At 48.4% G+C, this 17583-nt stretch carries 13 protein-coding genes and 1 tRNA gene; 5 read left to right on the forward strand and 9 right to left on the reverse strand.

Annotated elements, in window-relative coordinates:
• Window positions 1-64: 64 nt before the first annotated feature.
• The 3 genes from oppA to SGR01S_RS02260 form a co-directional block, all read right to left on the reverse strand.
• A complete protein-coding gene (oppA, locus tag SGR01S_RS02250; protein ID WP_061806402.1) occupies window positions 65-1702 on the reverse strand; it encodes an oligopeptide ABC transporter substrate-binding protein OppA in 1638 nt (545 codons plus the stop codon).
• A 150-nt stretch (window positions 1703-1852) separates the two neighbouring features.
• Window positions 1853-3490 carry an ABC transporter substrate-binding protein gene (locus tag SGR01S_RS02255; protein WP_061806403.1) on the reverse strand — a complete coding sequence of 546 codons (1638 nt, stop codon included), beginning with the start codon at window positions 3488-3490 and terminating at the stop codon, window positions 1853-1855.
• A 691-nt stretch (window positions 3491-4181) separates the two neighbouring features.
• Window positions 4182-4826, reverse strand: a complete 645-nt coding sequence (locus SGR01S_RS02260; protein WP_037425714.1) for a YchE family NAAT transporter — start codon at window positions 4824-4826, stop codon at window positions 4182-4184.
• A gap of 525 nt (window positions 4827-5351) precedes the next feature.
• Between SGR01S_RS02260 and adhE the strand changes: the two genes are divergently transcribed.
• Complete coding sequence (gene adhE / locus SGR01S_RS02270) at window positions 5352-8024, forward strand: bifunctional acetaldehyde-CoA/alcohol dehydrogenase (protein WP_061806404.1); 2673 nt, start codon at window positions 5352-5354, stop codon at window positions 8022-8024.
• 126 nt (window positions 8025-8150) lie between these two features.
• On the opposite strand, the gene SGR01S_RS02275 is transcribed toward adhE, so the two are convergent.
• Window positions 8151-8735, reverse strand: coding sequence for a thymidine kinase (locus SGR01S_RS02275; protein ID WP_061806405.1), 585 nt, complete (start codon window positions 8733-8735; stop codon window positions 8151-8153).
• Window positions 8736-9435: 700 nt separating this feature from the next.
• On the opposite strand from SGR01S_RS02275, the gene hns reads away from it, so the two are divergent.
• The gene (gene hns, locus SGR01S_RS02280) at window positions 9436-9843 is read left to right on the forward strand and encodes a histone-like nucleoid-structuring protein H-NS (protein ID WP_006321188.1); all 408 of its coding nucleotides are present in this window, start codon (window positions 9436-9438) and stop codon (window positions 9841-9843) included.
• 206 nt (window positions 9844-10049) lie between these two features.
• Here hns and SGR01S_RS02285 read toward each other — a convergent pair whose 3' ends face one another.
• The 5 genes from SGR01S_RS02285 to rssA all read right to left on the reverse strand — a co-directional run bounded on the left by SGR01S_RS02285 (window position 10050) and on the right by rssA (window position 15598).
• A complete protein-coding gene (locus SGR01S_RS02285) occupies window positions 10050-11060 on the reverse strand; it encodes an NAD-dependent epimerase (protein ID WP_061806406.1) in 1011 nt (336 codons plus the stop codon).
• 9 nt (window positions 11061-11069) lie between these two features.
• The gene (locus tag SGR01S_RS02290; RefSeq protein ID WP_037425699.1) at window positions 11070-12413 is read right to left on the reverse strand and encodes a UDP-glucose dehydrogenase family protein; all 1344 of its coding nucleotides are present in this window, start codon (window positions 12411-12413) and stop codon (window positions 11070-11072) included.
• 43 nt (window positions 12414-12456) lie between these two features.
• Window positions 12457-13374, reverse strand: coding sequence for a UTP--glucose-1-phosphate uridylyltransferase GalU (gene galU, locus SGR01S_RS02295; protein WP_037425697.1), 918 nt, complete (start codon window positions 13372-13374; stop codon window positions 12457-12459).
• Window positions 13375-13573: 199 nt separating this feature from the next.
• Entirely contained in the window at window positions 13574-14587 is a 1014-nt protein-coding gene (gene rssB / locus SGR01S_RS02300; RefSeq protein WP_037425695.1) for a two-component system response regulator RssB, read from the reverse strand.
• 105 nt (window positions 14588-14692) lie between these two features.
• Window positions 14693-15598 carry a patatin-like phospholipase RssA gene (gene rssA / locus SGR01S_RS02305; RefSeq protein ID WP_172479815.1) on the reverse strand — a complete coding sequence of 302 codons (906 nt, stop codon included), beginning with the start codon at window positions 15596-15598 and terminating at the stop codon, window positions 14693-14695.
• A 141-nt stretch (window positions 15599-15739) separates the two neighbouring features.
• Between rssA and SGR01S_RS02310 the strand changes: the two genes are divergently transcribed.
• The 3 genes from SGR01S_RS02310 to SGR01S_RS02320 all read left to right on the forward strand — a co-directional run bounded on the left by SGR01S_RS02310 (window position 15740) and on the right by SGR01S_RS02320 (window position 17421).
• A complete protein-coding gene (locus SGR01S_RS02310; protein WP_061806408.1) occupies window positions 15740-16204 on the forward strand; it encodes a YchJ family protein in 465 nt (154 codons plus the stop codon).
• Window positions 16205-16329: 125 nt separating this feature from the next.
• A complete protein-coding gene (purU, locus tag SGR01S_RS02315) occupies window positions 16330-17178 on the forward strand; it encodes a formyltetrahydrofolate deformylase (protein WP_037425687.1) in 849 nt (282 codons plus the stop codon).
• A gap of 158 nt (window positions 17179-17336) precedes the next feature.
• Window positions 17337-17421, forward strand: a tRNA-Tyr gene (locus tag SGR01S_RS02320).
• The last annotated feature ends 162 nt before the right edge of the window (window positions 17422-17583 follow it).

Genomic DNA, 17583 nt, shown 5'->3' on the forward strand with positions numbered 1-17583 from the left:
AGCCTGATAACGGCTTATTATTCTCAACATATACCGGCGGCTTTCACCGCCGGTACTTACCGTATCAATGCTTGATGATGTACAGGTTTTTGTCGTACACGTTATCAAGTGGGTCTTTACCGGTATAACCCCCAACATAAGGTTTCACCAGACGGGCATTCACATAGTAATACACCGGCACAATCGCTGAGTCTTTATCCAACTGAACTTCAGCTTTTTGGTACAGTTCTGCACGTTCTTCTTTAGTTTTCGCTGTCAGCACGTTCGCCATCAGCTTGTCGAACTCCGCGCTCTTATAGTGCGGGGTGTTACTGCTGCTGTCAGACAACATCATGTTCAGGAACGAACTTGGTTCGTTGTAGTCAGCACACCAGCCAGCACGCGCGACATCATAGGTACCCTGATGGCGAGTATCCAGGAAGGTTTTCCACTCCTGATTCACCAGTTTCACATCTACACCCAGATTTTTCTTCCAGATAGATGCAGCTGCAATCGCCAACTTTTTGTGCAGATCAGAGGTGTTATACAGCAGAGAGAACGTCAGTGGTTTGTCTGGGCCGTAACCCGCTTCAGCCAACAGCTTTTTCGCAACTTCGTTACGTTTTTCCTGCGTCCAACCGAACCACTCCGGTGGCATCAATTTAGCGCCATCAGTGTAAGGTGGTGTGAAGCTGTAAGCTGGCAGGTCACCCTGGTTTTTCACTTTATTGGTGATAATGTCGCGATCCAGACCCAACTTCAGTGCTTCACGTACACGTTGATCGGTAAACGGCGCTTTCTGGTTGTTAATTTCATAATAATAAGTACACAGGTACGGATCGACGTGAACTTCTTTCGGGATCTCTTTCTTCAATTTCTGGAACAGTTCAATCGGCATGTTGTTATAGGTCATGTCGATTTCGCCAGTGCGGTAGCGGTTCACATCGGTAACTTCCGATGAAATAGGCAGGAACGTGACTTTATTAATGATGGTTTTCGCGTTATCCCAATATTCCGGGTTACGTTCCAGGACGATACGTTCGTTAACAATCCAATCTTTTAATTTATAAGCGCCATTGCTGACGTAGTTTTGTGGCAGGGTCCACTTCTCACCAAACTTCTCGACTGCCTCTTTAAACACTGGCTTCATCGCATAGTGTGGGGTCATTTCAACCAAGTAAGGCACCGGCTCGGTCAGGGTGACCTGGAAGGTGTGATCGTCGATAGCTTTTACGCCCAGCGTTGATTTATCTTTCTTGCCGGCGATGATGTCATCCACGTTTTCTACGTGAGCATATTGCAGATAGCTGGCATAAGGGGAAGCCGTTTTCGGATCAACAACGCGCTGCCAGCTATACACGAAATCTTGTGCCGTTACCGGCTTGCCATTCGACCATTTTGCGTCTTTACGCAGATGGAAGGTCCACACTTTAAAATCTTTGTTATCCCAGCTTTCCGCTACACCTGGAACGATAGAACCATCTGGACCGTTGTTGGCCAAACCTTCCATCAGGTCACGCGTTACGTTGTTTTCTGGTACGCCTTCAATTTTGTGCGGATCCAGGGACTGTACTTCCGAGCCATTGTTTTTAACGATTTCTTGCTTGTCCGCCAGTTGCACGCCCGCTGGCACAACGGCCGCAAAAGCACTTCCGGTTGCTGTGATGCCCAGAGCGGCAATGATGCCGACTGCAAGGATGGTTTTTTTCGTGATGTTGGTCATGTGTATACTCCAGTTTTTATTATCACAGGCTCGTCGTGGAGCCTGCGTTGCCCGTGAGCGGACCTTGTTAAACCGACTGCCGAGGAACGAATACGGCAGTTGGCCTTCCCTGTATTACTCACCCTTGTTAGCGTGACGTAATACCCCTCGTTACTGCTTGATGATGTACAGGTTTTTCACATCGGTGTAATCCAATGGGTCTTTACCGGTAAAGCCTCCCACCGACGGTCTGATCAGGCGCGCACTGACGCGGTAATACACCGGGATCAGCGCCGAGTCTTTATCCAACTGAGCCTCCGCCTGCTGATACAAGGCTGCACGCGCAGCCTCATCCGGCGCTTTTAGCGTGCTGGCCATGATGGCGTCAAACGTTGGGCTCTTGTAGAAAATAGTGTTGATGCTGCTGTTGGAAAGCACCAGATTCAGGAAAGCACTTGGCTCGTTATAATCACCGCACCAAGTGGCCCGCGCCACGTCATATTGCCCCTGATGGCGGCTTTCAAGAGAAGTTTTCCACTCCTGATTACGCAGCGTGACATCCGCACCGAGGTTTTTCTTCCACATTGACGCCGCAGCGATCGCCTGCTGTTTATTTTGATCGGAGGTGTTGTACAGCAAGGTGAATTTCAACGGATTGGCCGCATTGAAGCCTGCCTCGGCTAACAGTTTTTTCGCCTCTGTATTACGCTGTTCCTGGCTCCAACCTGCCCATTCTGGCGCAGTGAATTTGGCGCCCTCCGTAAAGGTTGGCGTAAAGCTGTAGGCCGGAATCTGACCCTGCCCCATGATTTTGTTAGCGATGATGTCGCGGTCCAGCGTCAGTTTCACTGCAGCACGCACCCGCGGATCGGTAAAGGGTGCACGCTGGTTGTTGATCTCGTAATAAAAGGTACACAGATAAGGGTTAACGTGCAGTTGCTCAGGGATCTCTTTCTTCATCTTCGCAAACAGATTCGGTGGGATGGCGCTGTTGGTGATATCAATTTCACCGCTGCGGAAGCGGTTGACATCACTGACCTCTGAAGAAATTGGCAAGAATGTCGCCTTATCGATGACTGTTTTCTTGTTGTTCCAGTAGCTCGGGCTGCGTTCAAGCACAATGTGCTCATTCACCACCCACTCGTTCAAACGGTATGCGCCATTACCGACATAGTTCGCAGGCAGCGTCCATTTGTCGCCAAACTTCTCGACGACCGAACGTTTTACCGGCATCAATGCCGTACGGCTTATCATACTAATAAAGTACGGCACCGATTCACTCAGGGATACCTGCAGCGTTTTATCATCGATAGCTTTAATACCGAGAGTCTGCGGACTTTTTTTCCCGGTCAGGATATCGTCGATATTTTCAATCTTGGCGTACTGCAGATAGCTGGCGTAGGGCGAGCCAGTTTTCGGATCGGCCAGGCGCTGCCAGCTATAGACAAAGTCCTGCGCGGTAACTGGCGAACCATCACTCCATACCGCGTCGGGACGCAGATGGAAAGTCCAGGTTTTGAAATCCTGGTTTTCCCACTGGGCCGCCGCCGCCGGCACCACGTGCCCATTAGCATCGGTGCTGACCAGCCCTTCCAACAGGTTAAGAATAATATTACTTTCTGGTATTCCCTCGACCTTTTGCGGATCCAATGAAGCCACTTCCGTGCCGTTGTTAATTACAATGCTCTGCTGCTCTGCCAATTGCACTCCAGCCGGAACATCGACCGCCTGAGCAGAATAAACGGCGCTGACACTCAGCAAACCGGCAATGAACATAGCCAATGGAGTACGCTTTCGGGTTTGCTGCATGGTCGAGGCTCCTTTTCACCAACAAGCATTGCTTATCGATATTCGTGAAGTATTTATAAGAATTCTAAATAACAGGCACCAGCAAAAATCATTCCCACTTTGACGACGCGATACGGTTAATTACGCGTAGAAAGTTGCTCGGAAATTAGCAGAAGGCAAATTCCATAGCCAATAATTTTTACAGAAATGTTAAGCAATTCTCTTTTATTGCATCAGGCACGATCTTCCCCCCTGACGAGCAAGAGATGAGATCAAGCAATAACAGCATGATTTTTATCACAAAAAATAAGAACAAAACAGCAAAAGCCATGCACAGCAAACCAACGCGCCAAGCAAAGAAACATTCAGTTAACAAAGTCGAACTTCAAAGAACAAACATCTGCTTATGTGCGGTTAATCACTAATAACACCTGGATGAAAGCGAGACAAGCCCTACAGAATGATGTGATTAAATTAACAGCAGATTTTATATTCAGAAGGCAAAAAATGGCAATAACGGCGGGAGATAAAGGCTGAAAACAGCGCTTAGGGGTTTTATTGAACAACAAATTGAGATTTATGCCACATTGTGGTGCACACTGAATAGAATTCATTCATATTGCGCACTATATTAATGCGAACCAATAATTGATTTTAATTTTTAAAAATAATTTGAGCCACGAATAATACTGTTCGCGGCTCAGCGAGCAGATTACAGCAGTCCAGGGAAAATGGCCTTGATTCCGGTAACGATAAACTCAATCCCCAATGCCATCAGCAGCAACCCCATGATTCGGGTGATCACGTTAATGCCGGTTTGCCCCAATAAACGCACCAATAATGGAGCGGCACGGAACAACAACCAACAACAGAAAGCGAACAACGCAATAGCCAGAGTAAACCCCAACAGGTTTTGCCAGCTGTGGTAGCGAGAGCTCCAGACAATCGTAGAGCTGATAGCACCCGGCCCAGCCATCAGTGGCAACGCCAGCGGTACGACACCAATACTTTCACGGATCGCGCTCTCTGACTTCTCTTGTTTATTCTGTTTGTCCTCACCCAGCTTCCCACTGATCATCGACATCGCAATGGTCACCACCAGGATACCGCCGGCAATTCGGAACGAATCAATAGAGATACCGAACATGCGCAAAATCCCTTCCCCCAAAAAGAGTGAGGTCCACAGGATAATGGCGACCGACAGGTTAGCCGTCAGGTTTGTTTTATTGCGCCCTGCCGCCGCTTGGTAGCTGGTCATGCTAATAAACACCGGCAAAATTCCCACCGGGTTCACCAGCGCAAACAGGCCGACAAAAAATTTAATGAAGCCGGAAAAATCCAACAGAGATTGGCCCACAAATGACTCCGCTTTAATAGCTCTAAAAAGTGACACTGCCTACGCGCGCTAATGTAATGGAATTACCACGGGTAATCCATTGGTCGTGAGCGGGATTTTTATCTATTCATATCCGCACTGATAAAATAATTCGCTATTGTTAAAGCAATGTACGGTTTATGATTTTTTATGTTGAAAAAAGTGCCTGCCATCGCAGTTATCAAGAATAATTCTCAAAAACCACGGCTGAATGGTGTCAGCTTGCGTTTTTTATGATTTAAATCACAAAATCACTAACCAAGAGTAGTTAAGCTCTTAGTCGTAGTCAGGGAGTAGAACAGGTTAAGGAAAAAGTGGCATCTCTGTTCGGCCCGCTGTCTTCTCCTGCTGAAGCATCGGGTAAAGCTCTTTAAGCAAATCAGCAGCATGCGACACAAAAAGGTGGAAAGCCTTTGTTTTTAAAACAGCATTTTCCATCATTCTGTCTATACTAGTGGCTCGCACGGCTGATTTACTGAAAGAGTTTAACATTATCAGGAGAGCATTATGGCTGTAACAAATGTCGCTGAACTGAACGAGCTAGTTGCACGAGTCAAAAAAGCCCAGCGCGAATATGCCAACTTCACTCAAGAGCAAGTTGATAAGATTTTCCGCGCTGCTGCCCTCGCCGCTGCCGATGCCCGTATTCCTTTGGCCAAATTGGCCGTCGAAGAATCCGGTATGGGTATCGTTGAAGATAAAGTGATCAAGAACCACTTCGCATCAGAATTTATCTACAACGCCTATAAAGATGAAAAAACCTGCGGCATTCTGGCCGAAGACCATACTTTCGGTACCATCACCATTGCAGAGCCTATTGGCCTGATTTGCGGTATCGTGCCAACCACCAACCCAACTTCTACGGCCATTTTCAAAGCGTTAATCAGCCTGAAAACCCGTAACGGCATTATCTTCTCCCCACACCCACGTGCGAAAAACGCGACTAATAAGGCCGCAGATATCGTGCTGCAGGCAGCGATTGCTGCCGGGGCGCCAAAAGACATCGTAGGCTGGATCGACCAACCTACCGTTGAACTGTCCAATCAATTGATGCACCACCCTGACATCAACCTGATCCTCGCAACCGGTGGTCCAGGCATGGTGAAAGCCGCCTACAGCTCCGGCAAACCGGCAATCGGCGTTGGTGCAGGTAACACCCCTGTAGTGGTTGACGAAACTGCAGATATTAAGCGTGTCGTTGCCTCAATTCTGATGTCTAAAACCTTCGACAGCGGTGTTATTTGCGCCTCTGAGCAATCTGTCATTGTGGTTGATTCAATCTATGATGCAGTGCGCGAACGTTTCGCTACCCACGGTGGCTACATGCTACAGGGTAAAGAGCTGAAAGCCGTACAAGACATCATCCTGAAAAACGGTGGCCTGAACGCAGCTATCGTTGGTCAGTCAGCGCCGAAGATCGCTGAGATGGCTGGCATTAAAGTGCCGGCAAGCACCAAGGTTCTGATCGGTGAAGTGAAACTTGTTGATGAAACAGAACCTTTCGCTCACGAAAAACTGTCCCCTACACTGGCCATGTATCGCGCTAAAGACTTTGCAGACGCCGTCAGCAAAGCAGAGAAACTGGTTGCCATGGGCGGTATCGGCCACACCTCTTGTCTGTACACCGACCAGGATAACCAGCCGGAACGCGTTGCCTTCTTCGGCGACAAGATGAAAACCGCGCGCATCCTGATCAACACCCCGGCATCTCAGGGTGGTATCGGTGACCTGTACAACTTTAAACTCGCTCCGTCTCTGACGCTGGGCTGCGGTTCCTGGGGCGGTAACTCCATCTCTGAAAACGTCGGTCCAAAACACCTGATCAACAAGAAAACTGTAGCGAAGCGAGCAGAAAACATGTTGTGGCATAAACTTCCGAAATCAATCTACTTCCGCCGTGGCTCATTGCCTATCGCGCTGGAAGAAGTAGCGACCGACGGGGCAAAACGCGCCTTCATTGTGACCGACCGCTACCTGTTCAATAACGGCTATGCTGACCAGATCACCTCTGTTCTGAAATCACACGGCATTGAAACAGAAGTGTTCTTTGAAGTTGAAGCAGATCCAACACTGTCCATCGTGCGCAAAGGCGCTGAACAGATGAACTCCTTCAAACCTGACGTGATCATCGCGTTAGGCGGCGGTTCACCGATGGATGCGGCGAAGATCATGTGGGTACTGTACGAACATCCTGAAACCCATTTCGAAGACCTGGCGCTGCGCTTTATGGACATCCGTAAACGTATCTACAAGTTCCCGAAAATGGGCGTCAAAGCGAAAATGATCGCCGTGACCACCACTTCAGGTACCGGTTCAGAAGTAACGCCATTTGCAGTAGTGACCGACGACGTTACTGGACAGAAATACCCACTGGCTGACTACGCACTGACACCAGACATGGCCATCGTTGACGCTAACCTGGTTATGAATATGCCGAAATCCCTGTGCGCCTTTGGCGGCCTGGATGCGGTGACCCACGCACTGGAAGCGTATGTTTCAGTACTGGCGAACGAATACTCTGATGGCCAAGCGCTGCAAGCGTTAAAATTGCTGAAAGAATACCTGCCAACCAGCTACAAAGAAGGTGCCAAGAATCCAGTCGCCCGTGAGCGTGTGCACAATGCTGCAACCATTGCCGGCATCGCATTCGCCAACGCCTTCCTGGGGGTTTGCCACTCAATGGCCCACAAACTGGGCTCTGAGTTCCATATCCCACATGGTCTGGCTAACGCTATGCTGATCTCCAACGTTATTCGCTACAACGCGAACGACAATCCAACCAAGCAAACGGCTTTCAGCCAGTACGACCGCCCTCAGGCACGTCGTCGCTACGCAGAAATCGCCGACCACCTCGGCTTGAGTGCACCGGGTGACCGTACCGCACAGAAAATCGAGAAGCTGCTGACTTGGCTGGACGAGATCAAAGCTGAACTGGGTATCCCGGCATCAATCCGCGAAGCCGGTGTGACAGAAGCTGACTTCCTGGCTAAGGTCGACAAACTGTCTGAAGACGCCTTTGACGACCAATGTACAGGTGCCAACCCGCGCTACCCGCTGATTGCCGAGTTGAAGCAAATCATGCTGGATACCTTCTACGGGCGTAAGTTCAGTGAGGCGGTTGATGAAGAAGTTTTGGCGGCACCCGTTGCGGCTAAAGCAGAAAAGAAGACCAAAAAATAACGGTTAATTAAACCAGCAAAAAAACCGCCGAAAGGCGGTTTTTTTTCTCTTACGCTGTACTTCAAACTACCTGGCAATACCGTCGCACTAAAGTGCTGCCAGAAGGCGCTCTACAGCATCCAGATGTTACTCTAATGCCTGTAGCGCTTCCTTGTAATGCTTACGGCAAACGGAGACGTAGCTCTCGTTACCGCCTATCACGACCTGCTCACCGGTATGCATCGCCTGCCCACTTTCATCCAGCCGCAGTACCATGTTCGCCTTACGCCCACAGTGGCAGATGGTTTTCAATTCCACCAGTTTATCCGCCCAGGCCAGCAAGTATTGACTGCCGATGAACAACTCACCCAAAAAGTCGGTACGCAAGCCGTAACACAGAACCGGAATATCCAGTTGGTCCACAACATCGCACAGTTGCTCGACCTGTTCCTTCGTCAAGAACTGACTTTCATCCAACAAGACGCAGTGTACGGGCTGCTGTTGATGTTCCTGCGCGATCATCGCATACAGCATCGACTCATTATTATAGAGCTGTGCCTGCGATGACAGACCGATCCGCGAGCTAACCTTGCCGACACCGAAACGGTGGTCTATTTCGGCAGTAAACACCAGTGTACGCATACCACGTTCTTGATAATTATATGAAGATTGTAACAACGCAGTAGATTTCCCTGCGTTCATAGCAGAGTAATAAAAATAAAGTTGAGCCATGGGCCCGCGACTCCAATGGTATAAGAAATATTCAGACACTGATTCAGCAACCAAGTGTACCATAACCTGCCACCCTGCTCACGCCTTCGGTTTAATCAATATCCCAGCCAAACGAATACCAAACTTTCAAATGAAACATTCCATTCTGCACCACTGCGCTTTTACATCTATTTACAGGACGATCCCTGTCTGTCATCACATTTAATTACTGCTAATGATTAGCATCAGGCATTAATCGTCAATCAGAAAAGAGAAACCACCAGCATGACTCCTGGTTGGTAAAGGATTAAATCTATTAACGCCTGCTGACAGTACCCCAGCGTATTTAATGGCATAAAAAAGCTAACAACACAGTTCTTGACGTTATCTTTACTCGTATACCCCCATTGTTTACAGTGTTTGCATACTAAAGCGCGTGATTTAACCCACAAAACTCATCGTAATATTGATATAAAACACAATTATAACTTAGCCATGAATGCCCTTCTGGCGCGGTAATCATACCGGCACTGTTGAAAATTTGACTTAAAAATTGAGCTTGTAATACTTATGTCTCCTCCTTATATTTGCCAGAGAGTTCTGATTACACCTTTTTAAAAGATGAATTTGAGCGTTCCTTTCAATTTGTCTATTGCAGAAAAGAAAAGAGCACTCTATTATTATCCAGACGCCCCCACCAATATAATTTGAGACTAGGACAATGAGCGAAGCATTAAAGATTTTGAACAACATCCGTACTCTACGCGCACAGGCAAGAGAATGCAGCCTGGAAACGCTGGAAGAGATGCTTGAAAAACTGGAAGTTGTTGTGAACGAACGTCGCGAAGAAGACAGCCAGGCTCAAGCAGAAGTTGAAGAACGCACCCGCAAACTGCAGCAATATCGTGAAATGCTGATTGCTGACGGTATTGATCCAAATGAACTGCTGCAAACTATGGCTGCAACTAAAGCAGCAGGTAAAGCTAAACGTGCAGCACGTCCGGCCAAATACCAATATAAAGACGAAAACGGTGAACTGAAAACCTGGACCGGCCAGGGCCGTACCCCAGCAGTGATTAAGAAAGCTATCGAAGAGCAAGGTAAATCCCTGGACGATTTCCTGCTGTAATAGCATTTCGCTGCATGTTAAAAAGGCTCCTCAGGGAGCCTTTTTGTTATGTCTAATTCCCGGAAAGCTAGATTATACAAACTCGGTTTTACACAATAATCTGAAGTAGACCGTCTCTTTCATTCACTTCTCAGACTGCCACCCTGCCTTTCCTGAAGCATAAAAAAGGGGCCAAAGCCCCTTATAGCATTTTACGCACAGCTCAATTACTGAGCGTTATAAAATGACTTATACCATTCAACAAAGCGTTTCACGCCTTCTTCAACACTGGTTTCCGGCTTAAACCCTATCACACGATAGAGCTCCGCAGTATCAGCACTGGTATCTAGCACATCGCCAGGTTGCATTGGCAACATATTCTTGCGTGCTTCGATCCCTAATGCCTGCTCCAATGCCTTGATATATTCCATCAGCTTCACGGGCGTGCTATTGCCGATATTATAGACATGATACGGCGCGGAACTGGTTGCCGGTGAGCCCTGTTCAACTGTCCAGGCTGGATTTGGCTGAGGAATAACAGCCTGCAACCGAACAATAGCCTCTGAGATATCGTCGATGTAGGTAAAGTCACGGTGCATCTCCCCGTGGTTATATACATCGATACTTTCACCAGCCAATATGGCTTTAGTAAATTTAAACAGCGCCATATCTGGGCGCCCCCACGGACCATATACGGTAAAGAAACGCAAGCCAGTGGTAGGCAGACCATATAAGTGGGAGTAGCTGTGTGACATCAGCTCATTAGCTTTTTTAGTTGCCGCGTACAATGAGATCGGATGATCGACAGAATCTTCGGTTGCAAATGGTAGCTTGCGATTGAGGCCATATACCGAACTGGAAGAAGCATATAACAAATGCTCGACTTTATTGTGGCGACACCCTTCCAACACATTTACATGCCCGATAAGATTCGCGTCCGCGTACGCCAACGGATTTTCCAGCGAATAACGCACCCCGGCTTGCGCCCCCAGATGAATCACTCGCTGAAATTTATGCTCGGCAAACAACTTTGCCATACCTTCACGATCGGCCAAATCCAGTTTAATAAACTGAAAAGCAGACTTATTCGCAAGCAGGTCAAGGCGGGCCATTTTCAGACCCACATCGTAATAATCATTCAGGTTGTCGATGCCGACAACCTGATGCCCAGCGGCCAACAGACGCTCAGCAGCGTGATAACCAATAAATCCTGCCGCACCTGTAACCAGGAATTTCATATATATACCTTAAATAACCGGCTGAATGGATGCACCGCGACCGATCGCATAATAAGTAAAGCCACGGTTTTCCAAACGCTCTGGATCAAACAGATTGCGACCATCAAAGATCACCGGTTGCTTCAGCGCGCTTTTGATTATGTCGAAATCAGGTGCACGGAAGTTTTGCCATTCAGTGCAGATAACCAGCGCGTCAGCACCATGTAGCGCCGCTTCTTTGGTGCCTACCAGCTTCAGGTCATCACGCTGGCCATAAATGCGCTGCACTTCGTTCATCGCTTCAGGATCGTAGGCCTGGACGGTGGCACCGGCTTCCCACAGTTGCTCCATCAGAACACGGCTGGAGGCTTCACGCATATCGTCAGTATTTGGCTTGAATGCCAAACCCCATAGTGCAAAAGTTTTGCCTTTTAAGTCTTCACCAAAGTGATGCTTAATAAACTTGGTCAGCTTATATTTCTGTTGGTAGTTAACCTGCTCAACAGCCTGCAACAGTTTTGGTTGGTAACCGATATGTTCCGCAGTGCGGATCAGTGCCTGGACGTCTTTCGGGAAGCAAGAACCGCCGTAGCCGCATCCTGGGTAGATAAAGTGGTAGCCGATGCGGGAATCAGAACCGATACCTTGGCGCACTTTCTCAATATCCGCACCCAACATTTCGGCCAGGTTAGACATTTCGTTCATAAAGCTGATTTTGGTTGCCAACATGCAGTTGGCCGCGTACTTGGTCAGCTCAGCACTGCGAATATCCATCATAATCATGCGATCATGATTACGGTTAAACGGCTCATACAGCTCACGAATAGGTTCGATCACATCCATGTTATCGGTACCAATAACGATACGTTCCGGACGCATGCAGTCCGCGACTGCCGCACCTTCTTTCAAAAACTCCGGATTGGAAACCACGTCGAAAGGTACAGAGCTACCGCGTTTCTGCAACGTTTCTTGCATAACCTGGCGGACTTTATCTGCAGTACCTACCGGCACGGTAGATTTGTCGATTACCACTTTGTGCTCGGTCATGTGTTCCGCAATGGTACGTGCTACAGCCGTCACATATTTCAAATCGGCAGAACCGTCTTCGTCCGGTGGCGTACCTACAGCAATGAACTGAATGCTACCATGCGCAACACCTGCTTTCGCATCGGTGGTGAACTGCAGACGGCCAGCTTCATAGTTTTGTTGCACCAACGGCGTCAGGCCGGGTTCAAAAATAGGGATGTTCCCTTTCTTCAGGTTTTCGACTTTACGTTCGTCAATATCAATACACATAACGTCATGGCCAACCTCAGCCAGCACCGCTGCCTGTACCAGACCAACATAGCCAATACCAAAAACTGTTACTTTCATGGGAAAATCCTAGTTTTTCAAATTAAGATGAAAGATAAATAAATTATTTCTTATCAGCGGCCAACAATTGGCTCAACCACTGCGAAAACTCTTGTCCCAGCCCGGCATGGCGCATGCCATATTCGACAAATGCCTTCATATAACCCAGCTTGTTACCACAATCATGGCTAATCCCTTTTAGGTGATAAGCCTCTACCGTTTCTTGCTGCATCAGCATTTCAATACTGTCGGTCAGCTGGATTTCACCGCCAGCGCCCGGAGGTGTTTTTGACAGTAACGGCCAAATATCTGCAGAAAGCACATAGCGACCAACGATGGCTAAGTTAGATGGGGCTTCATCCGGCGAGGGTTTTTCGACTACGCTGACCATCGGGGTGCTTTCACCTGGCTGCAGTTCATACCCTTTACAATCAGCTACGCCGTAATTACCCACATCTTTATGAGGTACGGGTTCGACCATAATTTGGCTGACACCGGTTTTTTCAAACCGCTCTAACATTTCGTGCAAATTATCTTTTTTCAGATCGGCGCTGTACTCATCGAGGATCACATCCGGCAAAATCACGGCTACCGGCTCGTCACCAACCAGTGGATAAGCGCACATAATAGCGTGCCCCAACCCTTTGGCTACCCCTTGACGTACCTGCATAACAGTTACGCCTTTCGGGCAAATAGACTGCACTTCGTCCAGCAACTGACGTTTCACGCGTTTTTCCAGCATCGCTTCAAGTTCGAAACTGGTGTCAAAATGGTTTTCGATCGAATTCTTGGAGGAATGGGTAACCAACACAATCTCGTTAATCCCAGCCGCAATACATTCATTGACAACGTATTGGATCAAGGGTTTGTCAACCAGCGGCAGCATTTCTTTTGGAATGGCTTTTGTCGCTGGCAACATCCGTGTTCCCAAGCCTGCAACCGGGATCACAGCCTTTCTGACTTTACGATTTACAGCAGGCATTATTTCCTCTCTTAATATTGCTCATTTTGTGAGCTTTTTCGCCATATGAAAAACCTTCGGAGTATACCAGCTTATGAGTGTCTGGCATTAACCGCAGCACAAATAGAAAAAATTTAAGACAATTACCCAACCAATGGCCTGAGGAAGAAATAAGCACATCGAATATTTGTATTTCAAATAATGTTTTTAGAGGATCACGTTATTCGGTACTGAGCATCAACCGCAGTCTGCCTCCAGATCCCCAAACCTGACACTGCCAGGCTGCACAATGCTGGCTGATTTGATTCATGTAGGTCGCACCCAGCGTGCCAAGCGGCACCCCATTGTTCAGTTGAATTTGGCTATCACCGGTATTAACACTGGCATGAAGACCCGCTGAGACTAAAATCAGGTTTTTATATTCGGTGTGATAATAACCGACCAACAATGGGAATTGTCCTTCCAGTTTGCCTTGACGTAATAATTGATTAACTTGCTTTAACAATGCGGTCATTTGCGGCAACCGATGACGCTGATTAGCTAAATGATCCTGTAACAAGCCATTAAATAAAGCGCGTAACAGCAACGCCGCCAATACACCGTTATCTCCTGCGCGAGTTACATCCAAACAATAGAACGCCAGATCCTTATCCGACAGCGCTGCAATATCCAACACCAATCCAGGGTTCTCGCCCGTCGTTAATTGTCGATAATTAATGCGACAATGAGCAATGGTCTGTTGTACCGGAGGCTGTAACTGCTTGAGCAACTTTACGGCTTCAGAAGGATTTTTACTCAATGCATCCCAATCCTGAAGCAGCTCTGCTTCCTCAATCGCCTGGGAGGTAAACATATTGGGGTAGAGACAACCTAACACAGCTTCACGCAGGCGGTTAAGATCGGTAACGGGCTTTAACAATACATCCTGTACACCCAAACGCAGTACCTTGGCGATATCCGCCATTTTATCGGTGGCTGATATCACCAGCACCGGAATTTGCACACCTTGTAGACGAAGATGCTCAACAAACTCTATCCCGTCCATTTCCGGCATCGCCAGATCGCACAAGATTAAGTCGGGCTTCACGTCGTCCACGGCACTCAGCGCTTGCAAACCATTGGTCGCCTCACTGGTTTCCGCACCCAACGATTTCAAATAGCCAACAAGCACAGAACGAAAAACCAGTTCGTCCTCAACGACCAAAATGCGCTTGTGAGTCAATGGTAATGCCATCAGCCGAGCCTCTTCCCTTTCAATAGTGTAATAGTGGCTCAAAAAGGCCATTTCTGCTTGTCGGAAATGGGCCTTATCTCAGACCACCTCCGCAAAATCCGATAATTATTTGTTTTTTATCAACGGTAAAAGCATATCAATCTGTTTTTCAACGGCCAGTTTACCCGCTGCAATCGCTTCATCGGCACGGTGGAAATCCAACGTCGAAATTTGCGGACAATAGGGTTGGAGCAAGACATCTGGCGGGTCACCTGCCATACGATTACGTTTCAGTCTATTTTCCAATACCTGGATCGACGTTCCCATAATTTCCATCGCTGTTGGCGTAAAATTAGGCTTTCTGTTCGTCATTTTGCTGATACGGTCTCTTAACCGTCCTCGCCAATTATCCGTGGGGATATCGCCTGAAGTTTCTGAGTCATGCTGGCGTACAGAGAACAAATCCTGCTGCATCAGATGCGCATCATGTTGCAAGTCAACGGCAATAACGAGATCGGCTCCCAATGCACGAGTTAACGAAATGGGGACAGGGTTCACTACCGCACCATCCACTAGCCAATAACCATCAAACCACACCGGTGCCAACAAGCCGGGCATACTACACGACGCACGCACTGCCTGATGAATATCCCCTTCGGTCAACCACAACTCTCGCCCGGTACTTAGGTTCGTCGCCACTGCACCAAACTTTAGCGAACACTCGGCGATATCGTTGATTTCTAATAATTGCCCCACCGCATTGAACACCCGCTCACCGCGCAACAGACCGCCACGCTGCCAAGAAAGATCCATCAAGCGGATCACATCCCAATAGCTAAATGAACGAACCCAGGTCTCCATGGCCGGCAAACGGTGGCTGGCAAAAGCAGCACCAACCAGTGCACCCACTGAGCAGCCGGCTACTATATCGACTTCAACACCCAATTTCTTTAGGGCGTTGATCACGCCGATATGCGCCCACCCTTTAGCGGAACCCGCGCCCAATGCCAGTCCAATCTTCATTTTTCGCATCATTCCGCCTCTTCCCGGTGAATTGTATCAACTCTGCTGCCAGCGTAGATTGTCACGATCGAATAATGTTAGGTAACATATGCGCTAAATCCCTTTCAGCATCGGCCCGTTCTTATTGTTCCGGCCATTTTAGGAGTCAACTTGCCAGAATTATGCCCCTGCGGCGGCGGACTGGAGTATAGCGTATGCTGCGAACCCTACATCAATGGCACCCAAACGCCACTGACCCCCGGTAAGTTGATGCGTTCACGCTTTAGCGCTTATGTGAATCACAACGTCGATTACTTAATTGCGACCTGGCATCCCGATTGTCATGCCGATGAGTGGCGTAACGCGATCGTTGATAGCTTCAAGAACACCGAATGGCTCGGCCTGACGGTGGTAGAAGAAAAACAGGGCCATGAGAACGACGAAGGTTTTGTCGAGTTTATTGCCCGCTTCATCGACGGCAGCACAGGCGAACACAAGGCAATGCACGAACGTTCGCGCTTTCTTCAGCTTGAACAACGCTGGTACTATATTGATGGTACCAAACCCCAGCCTGGCAGAAATGCGATTTGCCCCTGCGGTTCAGGTAAAAAATATAAAAAGTGCTGCGGTCGTTAACCGGCAGTCACTGCGACCCATAGATTTCAGACCGCTGCCATTTCGGCAGTCGTTTGAAAGTGAAGACTATAAAATGCTCGCCTGCGCAGACAGGACGTTCAGTATCAGACAGGATCCTCATCGCCATGCCACATCAAAATGTCCAAAGAAAAGTTTTGCGTACCATTTGTCCGGATGCCAAAGGCCTGATCGCCAAGATCACCAACATCTGTTACAAGCATGAACTCAACATTATTCAGAACAATGAGTTTGTTGATCACCGCACCGGTCGTTTCTTTATGCGTACCGAGCTGGAAGGTATTTTCAACGATACGACTCTGCTGGCAGATCTCGACGGTGCATTGCCGGCAGGTTCCGTTCGCGAACTGCATAATTCCGGTCGCCGCCGCATCGTGGTTCTGGTGACCAAAGAGGCACATTGCTTGGGCGATCTGCTGATGAAAAGCGCCTACGGCGGCCTGGATGTCGAGATCGCCGCGGTTATCGGCAACCATGATACTTTGCAAACCCTGGTAGAGCGTTTCGATATTCCGTTCCATCTGGTCAGCCATGAAGGCCTGACACGCGATCAGCACGACCAAAAAATGATGGCTCAGATCGACCAATATCAGCCGGACTATGTGGTGCTGGCCAAATATATGCGCGTATTAACCCCGGCATTCGTTCAACATTACCCGAACCAGGTGATCAATATTCATCATTCGTTCCTGCCAGCCTTTATCGGGGCACGGCCTTATCATCAGGCTTATGAGCGTGGAGTGAAAATTATCGGGGCCACCGCTCACTACGTTAACGATAACCTGGACGAAGGCCCAATTATCATGCAGGACGTGATTCATGTCGATCATACCTATTCTGCAGACGATATGATGCGTGCTGGACGTGATGTAGAGAAAAATGCGCTCAGCCGCGCGCTGTATCACGTGCTGGCCCAGCGCGTATTTGTCTACGGTAACCGGACTGTCATTTTGTAATTGCTCAATAAAGCGGTGCCTTTCGTTCAGGGATGCACCGCCACGGGCAAAAAATCGGCAAACGATTCATTTTCTGCATTTCAATACTTTACACGCGCTCTTCATTTGATATGATGCGCCCCGCTTACCGAGACAGATGTTTCGCAAGCAAGGCCAGTGGTGGGGTTCCCGAGCGGCCAAAGGGAGCAGACTGTAAATCTGCCGTCACAGACTTCGAAGGTTCGAATCCTTCCCCCACCACCATCTTCTCTCTGTTTAGAGTGAAGGCGCAGTAAAGAAACCGGCCAGGTTTCTTCCGGATGATACCGGAACTACAATTTGTAAAACCATGAATACCATGGTGGGGTTCCCGAGCGGCCAAAGGGAGCAGACTGTAAATCTGCCGTCACAGACTTCGAAGGTTCG

Origin of the sequence: Serratia grimesii NBRC 13537 (genome assembly GCF_001590905.1) — a bacterium.
Classification (GTDB): domain Bacteria; phylum Pseudomonadota; class Gammaproteobacteria; order Enterobacterales; family Enterobacteriaceae; genus Serratia; species Serratia grimesii.